Source organism: Sphaerobacter thermophilus DSM 20745 (assembly GCF_000024985.1).
GTDB lineage: Bacteria > Chloroflexota > Chloroflexia > Thermomicrobiales > Thermomicrobiaceae > Sphaerobacter > Sphaerobacter thermophilus.
Map to the genome: position 1 here is coordinate 220,883 of NC_013523.1, position 18,092 is coordinate 238,974.

14 protein-coding genes are annotated in these 18,092 nt (G+C 68.1%); 7 read left to right on the forward strand and 7 right to left on the reverse strand.

Features of this window, described 5'->3' with window-relative positions; all coding sequences use genetic code 11:
- Positions 1 to 182 precede the first annotated feature (182 nt).
- From STHE_RS00975 to STHE_RS17650, 6 genes are all read left to right on the forward strand, one after another.
- Positions 183 to 2,525, forward strand: coding sequence for a sensor histidine kinase (locus STHE_RS00975; protein ID WP_012870685.1), 2,343 nt, complete (start codon positions 183 to 185; stop codon positions 2,523 to 2,525).
- Positions 2,522 to 3,784 (forward strand): GAF domain-containing sensor histidine kinase, encoded by a 1,263-nt coding sequence (locus STHE_RS00980; protein WP_012870686.1) that lies wholly within the window; start codon positions 2,522 to 2,524, stop codon positions 3,782 to 3,784. Before STHE_RS00975 ends, STHE_RS00980 begins: the two co-directional genes overlap by 4 nt.
- Positions 3,774 to 4,445, forward strand: a complete 672-nt coding sequence (locus STHE_RS00985) for a response regulator transcription factor (protein WP_012870687.1) — start codon at positions 3,774 to 3,776, stop codon at positions 4,443 to 4,445. Before STHE_RS00980 ends, STHE_RS00985 begins: the two co-directional genes overlap by 11 nt.
- A 159-nt stretch (positions 4,446 to 4,604) precedes the next feature.
- Entirely contained in the window at positions 4,605 to 5,402 is a 798-nt protein-coding gene (locus tag STHE_RS00990; RefSeq protein WP_012870688.1) for an SDR family oxidoreductase, read from the forward strand.
- A 187-nt stretch (positions 5,403 to 5,589) separates the two neighbouring features.
- Positions 5,590 to 6,558, forward strand: coding sequence for a sialidase family protein (locus tag STHE_RS00995; RefSeq protein WP_012870689.1), 969 nt, complete (start codon positions 5,590 to 5,592; stop codon positions 6,556 to 6,558).
- A 137-nt stretch (positions 6,559 to 6,695) separates the two neighbouring features.
- On the forward strand, positions 6,696 to 7,109 hold the full coding sequence (locus STHE_RS17650) for a cupredoxin domain-containing protein (protein ID WP_012870690.1): 414 nt from the start codon (positions 6,696 to 6,698) through the stop codon (positions 7,107 to 7,109).
- 397 nt (positions 7,110 to 7,506) lie between these two features.
- Here the strand turns inward: STHE_RS17650 and STHE_RS01005 are convergent, their stop codons facing one another.
- The 5 genes from STHE_RS01005 to STHE_RS01025 form a co-directional block, all read right to left on the reverse strand.
- Positions 7,507 to 8,598, reverse strand: coding sequence for a peptidoglycan DD-metalloendopeptidase family protein (locus STHE_RS01005; protein ID WP_012870691.1), 1,092 nt, complete (start codon positions 8,596 to 8,598; stop codon positions 7,507 to 7,509).
- Positions 8,599 to 9,095: 497 nt separating this feature from the next.
- The gene (gene argH / locus STHE_RS01010; RefSeq protein WP_012870692.1) at positions 9,096 to 10,466 is read right to left on the reverse strand and encodes an argininosuccinate lyase; all 1,371 of its coding nucleotides are present in this window, start codon (positions 10,464 to 10,466) and stop codon (positions 9,096 to 9,098) included.
- Positions 10,467 to 10,622: 156 nt separating this feature from the next.
- Positions 10,623 to 11,879 carry an argininosuccinate synthase gene (gene argG, locus STHE_RS01015; RefSeq protein WP_052295240.1) on the reverse strand — a complete coding sequence of 419 codons (1,257 nt, stop codon included), beginning with the start codon at positions 11,877 to 11,879 and terminating at the stop codon, positions 10,623 to 10,625.
- Positions 11,880 to 12,340: 461 nt separating this feature from the next.
- Positions 12,341 to 13,690, reverse strand: a complete 1,350-nt coding sequence (locus STHE_RS01020; protein WP_012870694.1) for an ABC transporter substrate-binding protein — start codon at positions 13,688 to 13,690, stop codon at positions 12,341 to 12,343.
- 48 nt (positions 13,691 to 13,738) lie between these two features.
- Positions 13,739 to 15,145 (reverse strand): aminomethyltransferase family protein, encoded by a 1,407-nt coding sequence (locus tag STHE_RS01025; RefSeq protein WP_012870695.1) that lies wholly within the window; start codon positions 15,143 to 15,145, stop codon positions 13,739 to 13,741.
- Between the two features lie 360 nt (positions 15,146 to 15,505).
- On the opposite strand from STHE_RS01025, the gene STHE_RS01030 reads away from it, so the two are divergent.
- On the forward strand, positions 15,506 to 16,009 hold the full coding sequence (locus STHE_RS01030) for an inorganic diphosphatase (protein ID WP_012870696.1): 504 nt from the start codon (positions 15,506 to 15,508) through the stop codon (positions 16,007 to 16,009).
- Here STHE_RS01030 and STHE_RS01035 read toward each other — a convergent pair.
- Positions 16,006 to 17,172 (reverse strand): zinc-dependent alcohol dehydrogenase, encoded by a 1,167-nt coding sequence (locus STHE_RS01035; protein ID WP_012870697.1) that lies wholly within the window; start codon positions 17,170 to 17,172, stop codon positions 16,006 to 16,008. The genes STHE_RS01030 and STHE_RS01035 overlap by 4 nt on opposite strands.
- A gap of 94 nt (positions 17,173 to 17,266) precedes the next feature.
- Entirely contained in the window at positions 17,267 to 18,064 is a 798-nt protein-coding gene (locus STHE_RS01040) for an SRPBCC family protein (protein WP_012870698.1), read from the reverse strand.
- Positions 18,065 to 18,092: the final 28 nt, after the last annotated feature.

Here is an 18,092-nt window from a genome sequence, read left to right on the forward strand (position 1 = left end):
GGCACCTGGATGAACGGCCGGAAAAGACGGTACTAATGGGCGTACTCCTCGCGAGCCATCGAAAGCGCCGTCCGCTATCATCCGAGGTGGGACATTACGCTCCTACCGTACAGGCGCCCCCGAGCGGTCACGGCGACAGGATGTCGTGACGCCGGCACCCCGGAGGGAGCAGACAGCTTACCATGAGTAAGGATAGCGTGCTGCGTTCCGGTTTCATCCCCAGCCTGGTACGACGGCTTCGCGGTGGCTCCACACCCGCGCGGTCGGCTGCTGACGACGCGCGGGTGACAACCTTCCTCGCGGCGCTGCAAGAGGTGTCGGCCAAGATGAAGGCCGACCTGCCACTGCCGGACCTGATGGCCGCGCTGGCCGAGCAGTCGGTGGTGGCACTGGAGGCCGATCTGGCGCTGGTGCGGTTGACCAACCTGGACGGGGAGGGGCTGGTCGTCTCCGGGGTCCACGGGGTCGCGCCCCACCGGGTGGCCGGGCTGCTGGGGTCGTTCTCGGTGGTTACCGAGCCCTTTCGCGCGCTCTGGCCTGGCTCGCTGGCCGCATTCGATCTCCGCGGTGGCAAGCCGCCGCTGATGACGTCGGCGGAGTTCAACGAGATGGCGGAGCTGCGCATCATCCACCTGCTGGTGCTGCCGCTCCACCACCGGGGCCGGCTGGTAGGCCGGCTCGACCTCGGGCGCGTCGAGGACGTACCGTTCAGCGTCGATGACCGCGCGGCCGGGACCGTGCTCGCGGGCCTGATCGCCAGCGCCGTTGCCGGCTCCCCGGCCGGGGAGGACCGCGAGCGGCTCGCCGTGCTGGAGGCCAGCTACGAGTTCCAGCAGTCCATCCAGTACCTCTCCACCGCGGCCGAGACGCTGCAGAGCATGGTGGAGTCGATCCGGGGGATCACCGGGTGCGACCGGTGCTACGGCCTGCTCTGGCAGGAGCCCAAGCGGGAGTTCACCCCGGTTGCGGTCAGCGGGCTGGAGTCGCATCTGATGGACGCGCTCAAGGCGGCGCTGTTCTCTGCAGCACGCCTCCCCAGCCTGACCGAGGCACTGGCAGGTCCGGACCCGGTGGTGATCGAGGATGCGCAGCGGAGCCCGGTGCTCCCGGCGGAGACGAGCCGGGCGCTCGGCATCCGCTCGGCGATTCTGGTGCCGCTGCGTGGGCGCGAAGACCGCGTGCTCGGCGCACTCATGCTCGACTACACCCGGCCCGACCACCGCGTGACCGAGCAGGAGCTGATCATCGTCCGCAACACCGCCGAGCAGGCGTCCGTGGTGCTGGAGAACGCGCTGCTCTACGAGGATGTCAAGCGGACCTCGGAGAGCCTGGCGCTGTTGAACGAGATCGGGCTCGATCTGGCCACACTCAGCGACCTCGACGGGCTGTTCCGCCAGCTCCACCACCACGTCAGCTCGGTCATCGACGCCCAGCGGTTCTGCCTCGGCTTGTTGCTGCCCGACGGTGCCTCGCTGGAGTACCGCTATGCGGTGGACCAGCAACTGGCGCCGGAGACGGTGACCGTGCCGCTCGGCCACGACCCGCTGAGCTGGGTCGTCAAGGAGCAGCGGCGGGTGGTGGTGAACGCTCGCCACCCGAAGGATCGGACCGTCTGGTTCCCGCCGCTGCCGGATGTGTCCACCGGCCAGTCGATGATCGCCGTGCCGCTCCGGGTGGGACAGCGAGCGATCGGCGTCCTCTCGGCCCAGAGCGACGCGCGGGGTGCCTATACGCACCACGATGTGAACCTGTTGGTGACGGTTGGGATGCAGACGGCGGTGGCCATCGAGAACGCGCGGCTCTATATGATGGTCCAGCAGCGTGGGGAGCTGCGCGGCTACCTGCTTGACCAAATGCTGAGTCGCCAGGAGCAGGAGCGCAAGATGCTCGTCGACGACATCCACAACGACACGCTCCAGGGCCTGGCGAGCTGTCTCTACCGCATCGATCTCACCAGTCGGCGCGTGACGGAGATGCCACCCGAGGAGACGCGCGAGGAGCTGCTGGGCGTGCGGGAGAACCTGGCGGAGAACATCGACCGGCTGCGCCGGCTGATCTTCCAGATTCGCCCGTCGACGCTTGACATCTTGGGGCTTGGTCCCGCCATCCAGGAGTACTTCTCGCAGATCGAGCAGGAGACCGGGATCCGCGCCACCCTGGACATCGAGATGGCCGACCGGCTGGAGAGCGAGCAGGAGACGATTGTCTACCGGATGGTCCAGGAGGCGCTGGAGCATGTGCGGCAGCGTCCCGGCGTGAGCCGGGTGGTGGTGCGCATCCGGGAGCGCGAGGGCAAGGTGGTCATCACCATCGCCGACGACGGGCAGGCGATGGAGCCGACGGACCTGGCCGAGCCGGTGCTGATCGGCGCGGCGGTCGGCAATCAGCAGCCGTCGGATGCGCGGGTGAACCTGCTCACGCTGCAGGAGCGCGCGGCGCTGGCTGGGGGGCAGGTCCGGCTCGCCAGCCGCAACGGTGGGGGCTCGACGATCCAGATCGTTCTACCGCAACGGAGTAGTGCGTGACTCTCAAGCAACCGGTTCATCCCACTAGCACCACTGCTCAGGCGCCGGCCGTGCGCGCCACCGTCGCACCGCTACGGCCGTCCGCCGGAGCCGGGCTGGTCTACCCGTTCGAGTTGCAGGCGCGGTTGCTCGAGGCTTCGACGATCCCCGAGCTGTTCGAGCAGGCATCCACGATGCTGGCGCGCGTCCCCGGCACCATCGCGGCCTGGATCTACCAGCGGGACGCGCGGGGCACACTCGTATTGGTGCGCCAGTGGCGGGCCAGCCAGGCCGAGGTGTCGCCGCTGTCGGGCGATGAGCTCGGGGCGCTCGTCCACCAGCGCTGGATCGCGGCCCATCGGCTGGGGCATTCGGCGGCCGAGTTCGCGCGGCCGTTCGTCCCGCCCGGCTTCAGTTCCTGCCTTGTCGTGCCGATGCTGATCGGCGAGGAGTTGATCGGGGCACTGGCGGTCGAGCGTCGGGACGGCGACATCTTCCCCTACGCCCCGGAGGATGTGGTAGTTCTCGCCGCGATCGCGGCAATTACGGCCCAGTGTATGCAGACCATCGTGCTCCGCCAGCGCGTGGCTGATCTGGACCAGGCGGCTGAGACCCAGGAGGCGGTCGAGCAGGAGCGCCGCCGGATCGGCCGCGAGCTGCACGATGGGATCGTTCAGGATCTCGCCTACCTCCGGCTCAAGCTGGAGATGATGGCGCGCATCATCCCCCAGGATCCGGCGCGGGCGCAGGACGAGGCGCTGCAGATCACCGAGCAGATCAACCGCTCGATTGCCGCGCTGCGCGAGACGATCGGCGACCTGCGCCGGCCGCGTCCGCCGGCCCGTGGCCTCACCGGCCAGCTCCGTGAACTGGCGTCGCGCATGGTGGCGACGGAGACGTCGCAGCCCGAAGTCGCGCTCGCTCTGGACGAGTTGAGCGGCGTGCGGCTGGCGCCGGAGGTCGAGCGCGCGGTGGTGGGGATCGTGCGTGAGGCGCTGCAGAACATCCGGAAGCATGCCAACGCGGCAAGCGTGCGCGTCGAGGTACAGCGGCAAGCGGACGACCTGCACGTGTTGGTGGCTGACGACGGTGTGGGCATGGAGCGCGGGCCGGAGCCGTCCGAGGGGCACTTCGGCTTAGAGCAGATGCGTGAGCTGGCGGAAGATATGGGCGGCTCCTTGGAGATTGTCTCGTCGTCCGGTCGGGGGACGCGAGTCCAAGCGGTCATCCCTCTGCGTCAGTGGGCAGAGCGCCAGGAGGAGGGTCTCAGTGAGCGGTGAGCGGGTTCGCGTCGTGGTGGCCGACGACCACGATCTCTTCCGTGAGGGGCTCCGCCAGTTACTCGAGACGGTGCCGTCCGTGGAGATCGTCGGGGAGGCGGCCGATGGGCAGCAGGCTATCGAGCTGGTCGCCAATCTCGATCCCGACGTGGTGTTGATGGATATCAACATGCCGCGGATGGATGGGATACGGGCGACTGAGTTCATCGTCAAGCACTATCCGCGGACGGCGGTCGTGGTCCTGACGATGTACCAGGACGACGAGTATGCCATCCACGCGATCCGGGCCGGTGCGAAGAGCTACCTGCTCAAGAACAGCCGGTCGGAGGAGGTCATCGAGGCGATCCACGTGGCCGCCAGCGGCGGATCGACCATCGACCCTGCCCTGGCCCCGGCGCTGATGCGGGAGTACCAGCGACTGCTCACCAAGACCCCGACGAACACTCGCCAGCAGCTCACGCAGCGGGAGTTGACGCTGCTTCGCCTGCTCGCCAACGGCTACAACAACCGGCAGATCGCCGAACAACTCCAGCTCGCCGAGAGCACGGTCAAGAACAACCTCTCGGCGCTCTTCCAGAAGATCGGCGTACGCGACCGGACGCAGGCGGTGCTGTTCGCCATTTCCCAGGGGCTGGTCCCCAAGCCGACGGAGAATTCCTGACCGCCGCTGCCCTGCCCGCAGGAGCGCGGGCGTCCTTGCCCGGCCCCGTCGTTCCCCGCACAACCAGAGAACACAAGCCGGCACGATCCCGGCGTTCCTCCGGTCGCGGGGGTCGGACTCGGACGCCCGTGCTCTTCGGGTTAATGAGAGGAGCTGCCCATGGAGCCACTGGCGATCGGGCGGCCGAATCCCCTGGCCGGGCGCGTGGCCCTTGTTACCGGCGTCAGCCGCAGGGCCGGGATCGGCTACGCCATCGCGATGCGCCTGGCCCAGCTCGGCGCCGACCTCTGTGTCCAGTCCTGGGTTCCGTACGACGCCGCGAGTCCCTGGGGTGCCGACCCCGGCGGGATTGATGCGGTCCTCAGCGACCTGCGCGGGACCGGGCGGCGCATCGAGCACGTCTCGGCGGACTTCACCGATCCCGCAGCTCCAGAGCGCGTCGTCGCGGCTGCGTTCGACGCCCTCGGCCACGTCGACATCCTGGTCGCCAACCATGCCTACAGCCGCATGGGCGGGCTGGAGGATCTGACCGCCGAGCAGATCGATCAGCACTTCCAGGTCAACGTGCGTGCGACGCTGTTGCTAGTGCAGGCATGGGCCGCCCGGCACGACGATTCCCGGCCGGGAGGCCGCGTCATCCTGATGACCTCCGGGCAGCACCTTGGCCCGATGCCCGGCGAGCTGGCCTACATCGCCTCGAAGGGTGCGCTCCATCAGCTCACCCAAAGCCTGGCGGCGCACCTCGCCCCGCGGGGCATCACCGTCAACACCGTGAATCCCGGCGCGACCGACACCGGTTACGCCGATCCGGAGACGTACGCCGCCGTGCTGGCCCGGGAGCCGATGGGACGCTGGGGTCAGCCGGACGACGCCGCCCGCCTGATCGCCTGGCTGGCGACCGACGATGCCCGCTGGGTTACCGGCCAGGTCCTCAACTCCACGGGCGGCGGGCCGTAGCCGCGCAACAGCCGGCATGATGCCGGCACCCCTGAGGTGTGGCAAACTGGAGACAGCACCCCCTGTCCCGACCCCACCCGTTTGGGCGGGGTGTTGATGCGGGCGGGATGCTATGATTCGCGCCGGTCTGCGGGCCAGCGCCGCCGGGCGGTGTCGGCCTGCTGGGAGGAGGGAGTCGGATACCCGGATGTCCAAGCGAGAAGGACGCACTGGCCAGGCAACGGGGACCGTGGCGCGTGCGGCGCGGCGTCAGGCGGCGGGACGCCGCGCGAACACGCAGGGGCAGCGCTGGCTCCGCTGGAGCGCGGTGGCAGCGGTTCTGCTCTTAGTGATCGCCGGAGCGGCGTGGTGGTTCGCTGGTCGCGGCGACAGTGTCGCGCTCTACCGGTTCGATACGCTCGACTTCCACTCTCTGGCGTTCGATCCGACCGACTCGCAAACCCTGTACTTCGGCCACCATCAGGGGATGAAGATGAGCCGGGATGGTGGCAAGACGTGGCAGGATACGGTGGTGCGCGATGTCGACGTGATGCAACTCGGTATCCCCGTGAGCGACCCACGGCATCGCTATCTGGCGGGCCACGGTCTGTTCGTCTTCAGCCGCGACGGAGGTGCCACCTGGGAGCAGCCGGCCACGAACCTGCTCGACTACGACCTGCACGGCTTCGCCGTCGCCCCGTCGGACCCGCTCCGGCTCTACACCTTCGCCGTCGGGGTGTTCGCGCTGTTCACCAGCGCGGATGGCGGGCTGACCTGGGAACAAATCCCGCTGCCGCCGGGCGACGTGGCGGGGATGTTGCCGCTGGCGGTCGCGCCGGACGACCCGCTGCATGTCTACGCGGCCGTCGACGACGTGGTCGCCGAGAGCCGCGACGGTGGCAAGACGTGGGAGATTGTCCCCGGCCCCGGCGCGATGATCATGTCGCTCGCGGCGAGCATCACCACTCCGGGCGTGCTCTATGCCGGCACCGACGATGGCGTCTGGGTCCGCTCGGCGGACGGAACCTGGGAACGGCTGCCGCTGACGCCCGAAGGGGTGGTGATGGCGGTTGCCGTCAGCGCCGACGGGCCGGAGCAGGTGGCCGTGGTCGATCAGGAGGGTTACTTCTACTGGAGCAGCGACGGCGGCCGGACGTGGGGCGAAGCTGGGGCGTAATCCCCGAATTTGTGGCATTGAGGCTGCAATTGGAGCGAGTTCAGGTTATAGTTATCCGGGCATAGGGCCCGGAACCCAACCTGGCGAGAGGTATGATTCTGGCCCGGTAGAGGTCGGGTCAGAGAAGGGAGGCTCTTGTGAAGGTATGGTCCCGCGGCATCGCTAGAGTGACGGTGCTGGTGGCAGCAGCGGCGCTGCTGATGCTCGCTCTGGCGGCATGTGGAGGTGGAGACGACAACGGGGGCAACGGCGGCGGCGACGGCGCGCCGGCCGGGGCGATCACGGTCAACATGACCGAGTTCAAGTTCGAGCCTGCTACCATCGAGGCCCAGACCGGTGAGATCACGTTCAACCTGGTCAACGACGGCACCGTCGACCACGACATGCACATCGAGATCCCGGGCAACCCGCAGACCTCGGAACTGGTCGGCCCGGGCGAGTCGGCCACGTTCACCGTGACGATCAACGAGCCGGGCGAGTACGAGATCTGGTGCACCGTCGCCGGCCACCGCGAGTCCGGCATGGAGGGCACGCTGAAGGTCACGGGCTAGTCCCGGATCGCAACGCGACCTCGATCAACCACCGGGTGGGCGCGTGCCCACCCGGTTTTCTGTGCCTGCGTGAGGCGTACTCGGTACGGGGACACCTGCAGCGTGGGGCGTCGTGAGCCGGGGCGCACGCAGGCGCTGATACCGAATGCGGGTGATCGCTTGTTTGCGTTGTATCCTGCGCGTGTTGTCGTGTCAGGCTGCGTTTTTTCGTGTCACCGCTGTGTTCGTTTTCGTGTCATCCTGAGCGCGCAGGATGGCTCAGGATGACATGCCAGCGTGTCGACCTGTATTCATGAGCGGGGCCGTGGTGGCTCGCCCGCGGGAGTTGCGGAGCTACTGAGGGGGGAGTCCGGATGAGCAGGAGCGCCGGCCCAAGGCCGGCGCTCCGCTGTGCTTGCTACGGGAGGTAGTGTTCCGGGTTCTCCCAGACGCCGTTCCGCTGGACGGCGAAGTGGAGGTGCGGGCCGGTCGAGGCGCCGGTGCTCCCGATCGGGCCGATGTGCTGGCCCTGCTCGACCCACTGCCCGACGCTGACCCACGGCTGCGACGCCATGTGGGCGTACAGGGTCGACAGCCCGTTGCCGTGGTCGATCTGCACCATGAAGCCGTAACCGGAGCCGTGCCAGCCGGCGAAGGTCACGGTGCCGCTGGCGGCGGCGGCGATGGGCGTGCCGGCAACGTTGGCGATGTCGAGTCCCTGGTGGAAGTGGGCATAGCCCTGGTAGGCCGGCTCCAGCCAGAGTCGGCTCGGGCCGAACCGCTGGGTGATGGTGCCACGAGCAGGCCAGATGAACCCGGTGCTCGACTGCTGCGCCGCGGGGGCCGGCTCCGGCTCGGCCTGCGCGGGTTGCGGCGCCGGGGCCTCCTGGGCCGGCGCGGCCTCCTGTGCGGGCTCCTGGGCTGGCGCGGCCTCGTGTGCGGGCTCCTCGGCCGGCGCGCTCGCGCCGGGGATGGTCAGCACGTCGCCCGGATAGATCAGGTGCGGATTGGCCAGCTTGTTCGCGGCGATGATGCTCTCCATCGACACGCCGTAGCGCTGGGCGAGGAGGAACACCGTGTCGCCGGGTTTCACCTCGACGGTCAGGCCACCGCCGACCCCGCCCTCGGCGTCCTCACCGGGGATGTTGACGTGCTGCCCCGGGTAGATGAGGTCGGGGTTGGGGAAGTCGTTGGCCGCGATGACCTCGTGGAGGGGCACGCCGTAGCGCTGGGCGATCTTGAAGAGCGTATCCCCCGGCTCCACGACATGCGTGAGCCCGGCACCCGGACCACCCACGCCGGTGAACTCGCCGGTGTGCTCACTGGTCGCGGCCTGGCTGACCGTGGCGGCGTTGATGATCGGGAACTGGTCGGTGTTTTCGGAGGTTGTACGAGCGGTGGCGGCTGACGCACCACCGACGACACCGGCGGTCGCCACCGCGGCGACCGCGGCGGCCACCAGTGCCGACTGCGCGCGGCGACCCCGACGGTAGGCTGCCAGATCAGCCATGCTCGGCGCCGGCGGTACCCAGTACTCGGGTTCGCGCAGCCACCGCTCAAGCGGGTCGTCGTCGAGCGGCGCTACCGCGACGCGAGTGTGCGGTGCGGTGTGCGTCGTGTGCGGTGTCGTGTGTGCCTGAGGCGTCTCCCAGTCGGGACGCCAACCGAAGCGCGGTTGTGGTTGCGGAGCAAGAGGTCTGCTTTGAACGGACTCGGACGCATGAGCGCCCGGCCTCTCATCGAGGCGGCGAGGCATGATCAATCCCTTCCCTTTCCCCGGTTTCCCCGTCGCCACGTTCTCGGCCGGGCGCTGTCCCCACGCATACCCCGGCCAGTGGCAACGAGTGTAATCCGTGGCCAGAGCATAACAATGCGTCGCCTCCGAGTCAACCTCCTCACGCGATCGGCTGCTGAACGTTCAGGAATGTGCCGAAGAGGTGGATTGCCGGAGAGCGACTGTGCCGGTCTCGCCGCTCTCCGGCCGGGGCATGGACTTAGAGGCAGAGATCAGTCGAGACCGGGGATAGGTCCGGCCAGGAGGCGCTCGGCCATTGCCTCGAATGCGGCAGCACGGGCTGCAGCGCGCTCCCGGCGGGCGGCGATCTGGCGGGCGCTCTCCTCCAGCCCGAGGTCGCCGGCCGTGCCCAGATGGGTGCGCTTCGCAAGCTGCTCATGGGGATCCATCGGCGGGACGGTCTCGAGGGCGGTGCCGACCCGGCGATAGGCGTCGCGGAAGGGGACACCCTCGGCCACGAGCTCGTAGGCGGCGTCAGTGGCGAACAGGTCGGGGGTGCAGGCAGCCAGCAGGGCCTGCTCGTTCGGCTCCAGGTTGCGCACGGTGAGCGCGGCGACGCGGGCGGCGCGGGCAGTGAGGTCGAGCGCGTCGATGAAGGGGCGCTTGGTTTCCTGATAGTCCATGTTGTAGCCGGAGGGGAGCCCGGCGAGCACGGTCATGATCTGCTGCTGGTAGGCGAGCATGACGCTCCCCTTAGCGCGCAGCATCTCCATCGCGCCCAGATTCTTCTTCTGCGGCATGATGCTGCTGCCGGTGGTGAACTCCGCGCCGATGGTAAAGAAGCCGAACTCGGCGGTGGTGAAGAGCAGGATGTCCTGTGCCAGTTTGGAGAGGTCGAGCATGACCTGGCTGAGCGCCTGCACGACCGCCGCTTCGAACTTGCCGCGTGCGTTCTGGGCGTAGAGTACGTTGCGCTGTGGGGCGCGGAAGCCGAGGAGGTCTGACACGTAGCGCCGGTCGATCGGGAACGGTACGCCGTAGCTCGCGGCCGAGCCGAGGGGGCACTGATCGTTCAGGTCGAGCGCCGCGTCGAGGAGCGTGAGGTCGTCGAGCAGCGCTTCAAGGTAGGCCCCGGCCCAGACCCCGACCGATGAGAGCATGGCGCGCTGCATGTGGGTGTACCCGGGCATGGGCGTCAGCCGGTGGCGCTCGGCCAGGGAAAGAAGCGCGTCGGCACAGTCGAGGATCGCCCGCTCGACGCGCGGGGCCTCCTGCTTCAGGAAGAGCCGGAGATCCACGATCACCTGATCGTTGCGAGAGCGGGCGGTGTGGATCTTCTTGCCCGGCTCTCCGGTGCGGGCGGTCAGCGCGTGCTCGATCTTGGTGTGGACATCCTCGTCACCCGGCTCGACCCGAAATGTCCCGGCGGCCGCTTCCTCTGCGATGGCGGCCAGCGCGGAGCGGAGCGCGGCGAACTCGTCGCGGGTCAGCAGGCCGACCTTCGTCAGCCCGGCCGCGTGAGCGATCGACCCGAGGACGTCGGCCAGGATCAGCCGGTTGTCGTAGACGACATCATCCCCGACCTCGAACGCCTCGATCTCGGGATTGAGGTCGTACCCCTTGTCCCAGAGCTTGGTGGCCATGCGGTGTCCTTTCGTGGTGCGGGTGAGAACCCCTCACCCCCTAACCCCCTCTCCCACAAAGGGGAGAGGGGGAACGGGTACGCGGTGCGTAGCTCTTGGTCTCCCCCTCGCCCCTTGTGGGAGAGGGGGCCGGGGGGTGAGGGGCCCTCGGCGTTTCTACCCCTCCGCCGCGAGCGTCTGCTGGCGCAGGGCCAGCACTTCGAACGGCAGGCCGCGGATCAGCGCGGCCGGACCGCAGAGTTGCTGGTTGAACCCGCTGCTGGCGATCGAGCGGATCTCCGGGCGGAACAGGGAGGCCGGGGTGTCCCGCTTGACGATCTCGATGGTGCCCTTGTAGAGCGAGACCGTCCAGGTGCCGCGCACGACGTGCTGCGTCTCGGCGATGAAGGCGTCCAACGCGCTGCGCAGCGGGTGGAACCACTCGCCGTGGTAGACCATCGAGGCCCAGGTCTGTTCGACTAGCTTCTTGAACTGGAGCTCCTGCTTGGTCAGCACGGCGCTCTCGATGTCGCGGTGGACGGCCAGGATGATCTTCGCACCCGGCGCTTCATAGATCTCGCGGGACTTCAGATCCATGATGCCGTCTTCGAAGATGTCGATCTTCCCAATGCCGTTGGCCCCGCCGATCTCGTTCAGCGCCGCGATGAGGTCCGGCAGCGGCATCGAGGTGCCGTCGAGCGCGACGGGCAGGCCGTTCTCGAAGGTGAGGGTGATCGTGGTCGGCGAGTTGGGCGCCTTGTGGGGCGGGACGTACCACATCCAGATGTCGTCCGGCAGCGTGGTATCGAGCCCGATCCCACCGCTGGCGATCGAGCGGCACCAGAGGGTCTTGTCGTCGCCCCCGGCGATGATCTCGGTGACCGGCACTCCGTAGTGCTCGCAGAGGGCCATCTCCTCGGTGCGTGTCAGGTCGAAGTCGCGCACCGGCACCAGGACGGTGAGCTGCGGGGCGAAGAGTTTGAAGACGTTGTGCATGCGGTACTGGTCGTTGCCGCGGCCGGTTGAGCCCTCCATGACCGCGTCGCACCCCAGCTCCAGGGCCTTCTCCGCGACTTTGGCGGCGATGAGCTGGCGGGTCATCGAGGTGGAGACGGGGTAGCCCTCGTAGTCGGAGTTGGCGCGGATGGCGCGGGTGAGCCACTCCTCAGCGAACTCGGCGCGGGCGTCGATCAGCAAGGGGGTAATGCCGAGCACGTCCGCTTTGGCGAAGCTCTCAGCGATCTCGCCCTCGCCCTGGCCGACATCGACGGTGATGGGCACCACCTCGGCGCCGTATTTCTCGCGGGCCAGGACGATGCAGAGGGTGGAATCGAGCCCGCCGGAGTAGGCGACAGCGATCTTTTTCACCGTGGGTACGGGAGTGCTCTCGATCTTGGCCAGTGCGGTTTCCAGCAAGGCGTTGGTCGTCGTCATCGTGGTGTTCCCTTCGTGCTAAACGCGTCTCGGCATTCGACATGGATGCGTGGTCGTGGCGAACGGCATGCACCTATGCCGGTCGCGCCGTGCACGCGACGCGGGGAAGCACCACGGCGAGGGATGCCGGGATGGAAGGGATATCGAGAGTGGGGAGAACAAGATGGCGATGCCACGCACCGTATAACGCTCCAGACCAGTATGCGCCCGAGCAGGCGCGACCGACGCTGACGAAACTCAGCGGGTCCTGGTCCTCCAGAGCGAACGGTGCTGTGCCATATCGATCGCCTCTCGCAGATCCCGGCGGCCAGAGTGCCACACGGGTATTATGCGGTAGGGCCGAGTCTAGCAGTCCGGTGGGGAGCCGTCAAGACGCGGCGGCGGGTGGGGTGGGACCCGGTGGCGCGCTGGCGTGATGCGCCGCTATCCAGCCACCGGATCCCATGGTTCCCCGAGCGGCCTTAGAACGACAGGTCGTCGAAGTCCGGGATGCGATCGACCACGATGTTCGCGTAGGTCCCATCATCCAACTGCTCGACGCGGCAGAGGAGGATGGTGGTGACCGGCCCCTGGGACTCCGGGTGGAAGCGGAAGTTCCCGGCCGGACCGGTGAACTCCACCGCCTTCAACGCCTCGAGCAGCGCTTCTTTGTTTTCGACCTCCCCGTCGATAGCCGTGAGGGCTTCGGCGATGACACGCCCACCGATGTAGCCGGCGTAGTCGACCAGCCCCGGGAGTATCCCTTCGTGTCTGGCCGTGAACGCCTCGACGAATTCCTGGCTCTCGGGCGTGTCGTTGTACGCCGTGTAGAGCGTCCCGCTCACCAACCCCAGCGCGGCATCGCCGATCTCGGGGAGGATTGACTGGTCCACGTCGGCACCGGAGGGGATGAGCGGGATGGAGTCCTTGAGCCCGAACTCCTGGTACTGCACGAGGAAGCGGATGGCGTCAGTGCTCGTACCGTGGAAGGCGAAGACGGCATCCGCCTCCGCCGCCGCCTGCTCGATCCGCTGCAGGTAGGGCCCGAAGTCTTGCGTCCCGATCGGGGCGACCACTTCGTCGACGATCTCGCCGCCGGCCTGTTCGAACCGGCTGCGGAAGGCCGCCATCTCCTCGTGCCCTGCGGCGTAGTCGGCCGCGTGCAGGACCATGCGCCGGTAGCCCAGCGTTTCATAGGCGTAATCGGCCGCTGGGGCGTCGTACTGACCATTGGCGAAGGAAACCCGGAAGAGGTAGGGGCTCCGCATCGCCGGGTCGCGGGTCAACGCTTGCAGTCCGGCGTTGGTGACGATGGTCGGCATTTCGGCCTGAACCAGGATGTCGCGAACGGCGGCAGCCTCGTTGCTCAGCGTGATCCCGGCGATAAGGTGCACCCGATCCCGCTCGATGAGTTGCCGGGTCTTGGTGATCGCCTGCTCCGGTTGCCCGGCCGAGTCCTCGATGATCAACTCGACGGGCCGCCCACCGAACTGCATGCCGGCCTGATCGAGAGCCAGGGTCAATCCCCGCAGGTTGCCCTCGCCGTTGACGCCCTGTGGGCCGGACAGCGTCAGCAGCACGCCGATGCGGATCGGCTCGCCGCTGGCGCTCGAGGCGGGGGTGGCCGCGCCGGCCGTTGTCGGGCTGGTGATCGGGCTGGCGGCACTCCCGTCGGAAGTGCCGCCGGATGCGGCGGGGGGCGGTGAGGGGCTCCCGCTGTCGGCCGGAGTTGGGGTCGAATCTTCTCCACCACATGCTGTGAGCAGCGCTGACAGGCCCAACGCACCGCCAGTGAGACGGAGGAAGTCCCTCCGGCGTATCAATCGCTCCATGCGTGGCTCCTTACTCGCGCCTGGCTCGCGGCGCGAACTCACCGACCCCTAGTGCCCACGCTCCGACCCGAGGTAGTCCCGGGCAAGGTCGGCGTAGGGAACCGGGGCGACCGTGGCGCGGATCTCAGTCTGGGTGTGCCGCTCGACCGTCGGCTTTTCGGAACCGCCACGCGGCTCACCCCAGAGGAGCGTCACCTGGGTGCCGGGCTGGCTGTACTCCGGATCGACAGCGGCGAGGGACAGGATCGCCGTCGCGTTGGAGATGTAGCCGCAGGTGGTGGACACACCGATGACGTCGCCCCGGTCGTTGCACACCGCGTCGTACTGCCAGAGGGCGTAGCGGGGGATGGGCCAGTCGATGAACTTTGCCCGCTCCCCGGCGGGTCGCTGGAACATCGTCCCGATCGCCCGCGTCACATCCTCACCGTTCCAGACCAGCGTCACCTTGACGCGGTGCTTGTCGTTGACGCGTGCCTCCAGCGCTTCGCGGCCGATGAAGTCGTGGTCGAAGGCGATCAGATGCCCGTAGCCGAGGTCCCACGGCGTGAAGTAGTAGTCTTCGATGTTCGAGGAGTAGAAGCTGCCGCCCAGTGACCCCGTCGCCTCTTCGGTCGTCGCTGGCAGCCACTCACGATAGGCGCGTAGCTCAGGACTCGTGTAGACGGCGGGCACCGGAGACGGGATCCAGCCCACCCCCTCGATGCCGCTGGTGATGTAGGCCTTCGATCCGACCTGACGGAGCCCGTGCCGCTGTCCAGCCTCGATGATGGCAGCCTTCACCGCCGGGCCATCCTCCCACGGCCCGAACAGCTCAGCTCCCGGGGTGCCTGCCATGCCGTGGCGGAGGAAGTACACGCGCCGACCGGCGATCGTCATCTCGCCGATCCGGAAGTACTTGACCGGCGGCAAGGGCCCGCCGTTCAGCTCTTCGAGCAGCGCGGGTGCATTGGGGCCTTGCACCTCGTAGCGGTAGACCGTCCGCGGTCGGGTGGGGTCGGCGACCGACCAGACATCGTTCTCGACCGTCACGTCGAAGCCGCCCGTCTCGGCATGGAAGTGCAGCCAGTTGTTGATCCCCGGCCGCGATACCAGTTTGACGCGCCCGTCCGTGAGGTAGAAGAGGATACCGTCACCAATGACATAGCCTTCGGGGCTGCACGCGACCAGTTGCTTGGCACGGCCCGCCGTGAAGTTCTTGACCGTGTTGACGCCTACGCGCTCGAGGAGCGGGATGATGTCCGGCCCGCTCAGGTAGAGGTTGGTCATGTGATAGGACTGGTCGAACAGGGCAACCGAGTGGCGCCACGAGTGCTGCTCGTCACGCCAGTTGGTGAATTCGGGCGGGAGGTCGGGGAAGGTCCCGAGCAGCGTCATCTTCTGGTTGTAGAGGTGGTCAACGATGTTGGGCACAGAGTCAATCAACTGCTGCAGGCTCGTTCGCGCCTGTTCGACCATTGTGATCACCTCCGTGAGTTGTGCGTTGCCGTCTAATGTGGGCTAGCAATGGCGGTTAGAGTCGTCAACGGTGCCTGTTTCTGATGCCGAAGGCGGCGGCGAATCGGATGAAGCGGTCGGCATGGGCCCCGGGAGTTACCGGCGTTTGACGAGTTAGTTGCGCGGGCACGTGCCACGACACCGGAACCATCACACCACCGGCCACGGGTGTGGATGACGGTGAGCGGGATCTTCTCACGGACCACTTCGGACCGCGCCACGCGGCAGTCCTGCGCGGGGTAGGATTGCCGGGTCGGCGGGGCAGGCTGAGCCCGGCCGCGCATGGATGGTTCTGGCCGGTGCGAAAGGAGTGCTCGGCACATGGAGCCTGTGAGCCGAACGGTGGACGCGCTCATCGAGATTCCGGCGGGCAGCCGGAATAAGTATGAGTTCGATGAGAAGGCCGGGCGAATCCGCCTGGACCGGGTGCTCTACACCTCGGTCCATTACCCGACCGACTACGGGTTCATCCCGGACACGCTCGCTCCCGACGGCGACCACCTGGATATTCTGGTCGTGACCTACGAGCCGACCTTCCCGGGGTGCCTGGTTGAGGCCCGGCCGATCGGCGGCCTCGACATGGAGGACGAGAAGGGGAGCGACTTCAAGGTGCTCGCCGTGCCGGCGGTCGACCCGCGATTCGCGAGCACGCGCACGCTGGAAGACCTGGATCCCCACTGGCTGCGCGAGATTGAGACCTTCTTCGCGACCTACAAGCTGCTGGAGCCGAAGCACACCGAGGTGCTGGGCTGGCATCCGGTGGAGGAGGCGTGGGGCGTGATCGAGGCGGCCCAGCGCACCTATCGATCCAGCATCCGGAGCTAGGCGCTCAGCACCACCTTGATGCAGCCGTCCTCCTTCTGCTGGAAGGTGCGGTAGGCCTCCGGCGCCTCCTCCAGCGACAGGCGATGGGTGACGATGAAGCTCGGGTCGATGTCGCCGTTCGCGATGCGCTCGAGGAGGGGGCGGAGGTACGCCTGGACGTGGGTCTGGCCGGCGCGCAGGGTCAGTCCCTTGCTGAAGATCGCTCCCATCGGGAACTTGTCGATGAACCCGCCGTAGACTCCGGGCACCGAGACGGTCCCGCCCTTCCGGCACGCTTGGATCACCTGGCGCAAGGCGGTCGGCCGGTCCGTCTCTAGGCGAACCGCCTGTTCGGCCCGGTCGAACCAGGCCGCCGGGCCGACGCCGTGCGCCTCCATGCCGACGGCGTCGATGCAGGCGTCGGGGCCGCGGCCGCCGGTCAACTCCTTTAGGGCCTCGACGACGTCGGTGTCTTCGTAGTTGAGTCTCCGTGCTCCCCCAGCTTCGGCCATGCGCAGGCGCTCCGGGATGCGGTCGATGGCGATGACCTCGTCGGCGCCGAGCAGGTAGGCGCTGCGAATGGCGAACTGCCCGACCGGGCCACAGCCCCAGATCGCGACCACGTCGCCCGGCTTGATCTCCGCCTGTTCGGCGGCCATGTACCCGGTGGGGAAGACGTCGGACAGGAAGAGGACCTGCTCGTCGCTCAGCCCGTCCGGCACGGTAATCGGGCCGGCGTCGGCGAACGGCACGCGGACGTACTCGGCCTGCCCGCCCGCGTAGCCGCCGAAGAGGTGCGAGTAGCCGTAGTACCCGCCGCCGGAAAAGCCGTAGAGTGCCTCAGCCATCCAGGCGTTTGGGTTCGAGTTGTCGCACAGCGACCAGAGGCCGCGCTGGCAGTAGTCGCACCGGCCGCAGGAGATGGTGAAGGGGACGACCACGCGGTCGCCGGGCTTGAGGGTCTTGACCTCGCGCCCGACCTCGACCACCTCGCCCATGAACTCGTGGCCGAGGATGTCGCCGGCCTCCATGTCCGGGATGTAGCCATCGTACAGGTGCAGGTCGGAGCCGCAGATCGCGGTGGCCGACACCCGGATGATGGCGTCCTGCGGGTTGAGGATCGCCGGGTCGGGCACCGTCTCCACGCGCACGTCGTGCGTGCCGTACCAGCAGACTGCTTTCATGGGCCGGTCCTTTCCGGAGCGCCGGCGCCGTGCCGGCTCCTGGTGTGAGGCGAGCGCGGCGGCCGGGGCGATGCCGGTGCTCCCGGGCGCGTGCTCAGGGCGTTGCCGTCGTCGTCTCGCCGGGTGAGCGGCGGTCACGTGCTCGTTCGACGGCTGCGGCGATGCGGCGCAGGATGCTGGCGATGCGTTCCACCTGCTGCGTGCCGCCACCGGGGCCGGTGGGCTGGCCCTCGGTGGTGGTGATATTGCCCGTCTCGATGAGCTGCTTAGCACGGCGCAGGTCTTCCTGCACCTGCTGGGCAGGCGGAGGTCCGCTGAGGAGCCCGAACGTGCCGGCCGACAGCGTCGCCAGGGTGAGGTGGACTTCCGTGCCGTTTCCCCCTGGCGCGTCGTGGAAGCGCACGGTGCCGCGGGACCAGACGGGTGCGCCTTCGACCGACTGCCAGGCGATGACCTCGCCCGGCCGATCCTCGGTCACCTCCACGTCCCAGGCGCGCTGGCTCCCGCGTGGCCCGCGCGCGACCCAGCGGCTCGTCCGCTCCCCGGTCACCTCCACCGACTCGAGGTCGTGCATGAAGCGGGGGAGGTTGGTGAAGTCGCGCCAGAAGGCGTAGACCTCCTGCCGTGGTCGCGCGATGGTGACCGACCGCGTGACGGTGAGCGGGGTTGGGCCACGCCCGAACCGGAGCCGGGTCACGAGCCCGCTCTGGTCGGCGACCCGGTAGGCGACGGCCGCGGCCGCCCCGGTCGCCAGGAGTCGCCGCAGCGTGCGCCGCCGCAGGATTCCGAGTGCGAGCACCCCGACGATGACCGGCGGCAGCCACGATGGGACGCCCATCTCGGACCCGGGTGTCTGGCGCCCATTGCCTGCCGGCTGTTGCTGTTCGGTCATGGTTCGCGCTCCCTCCCGCGGCGCTTCG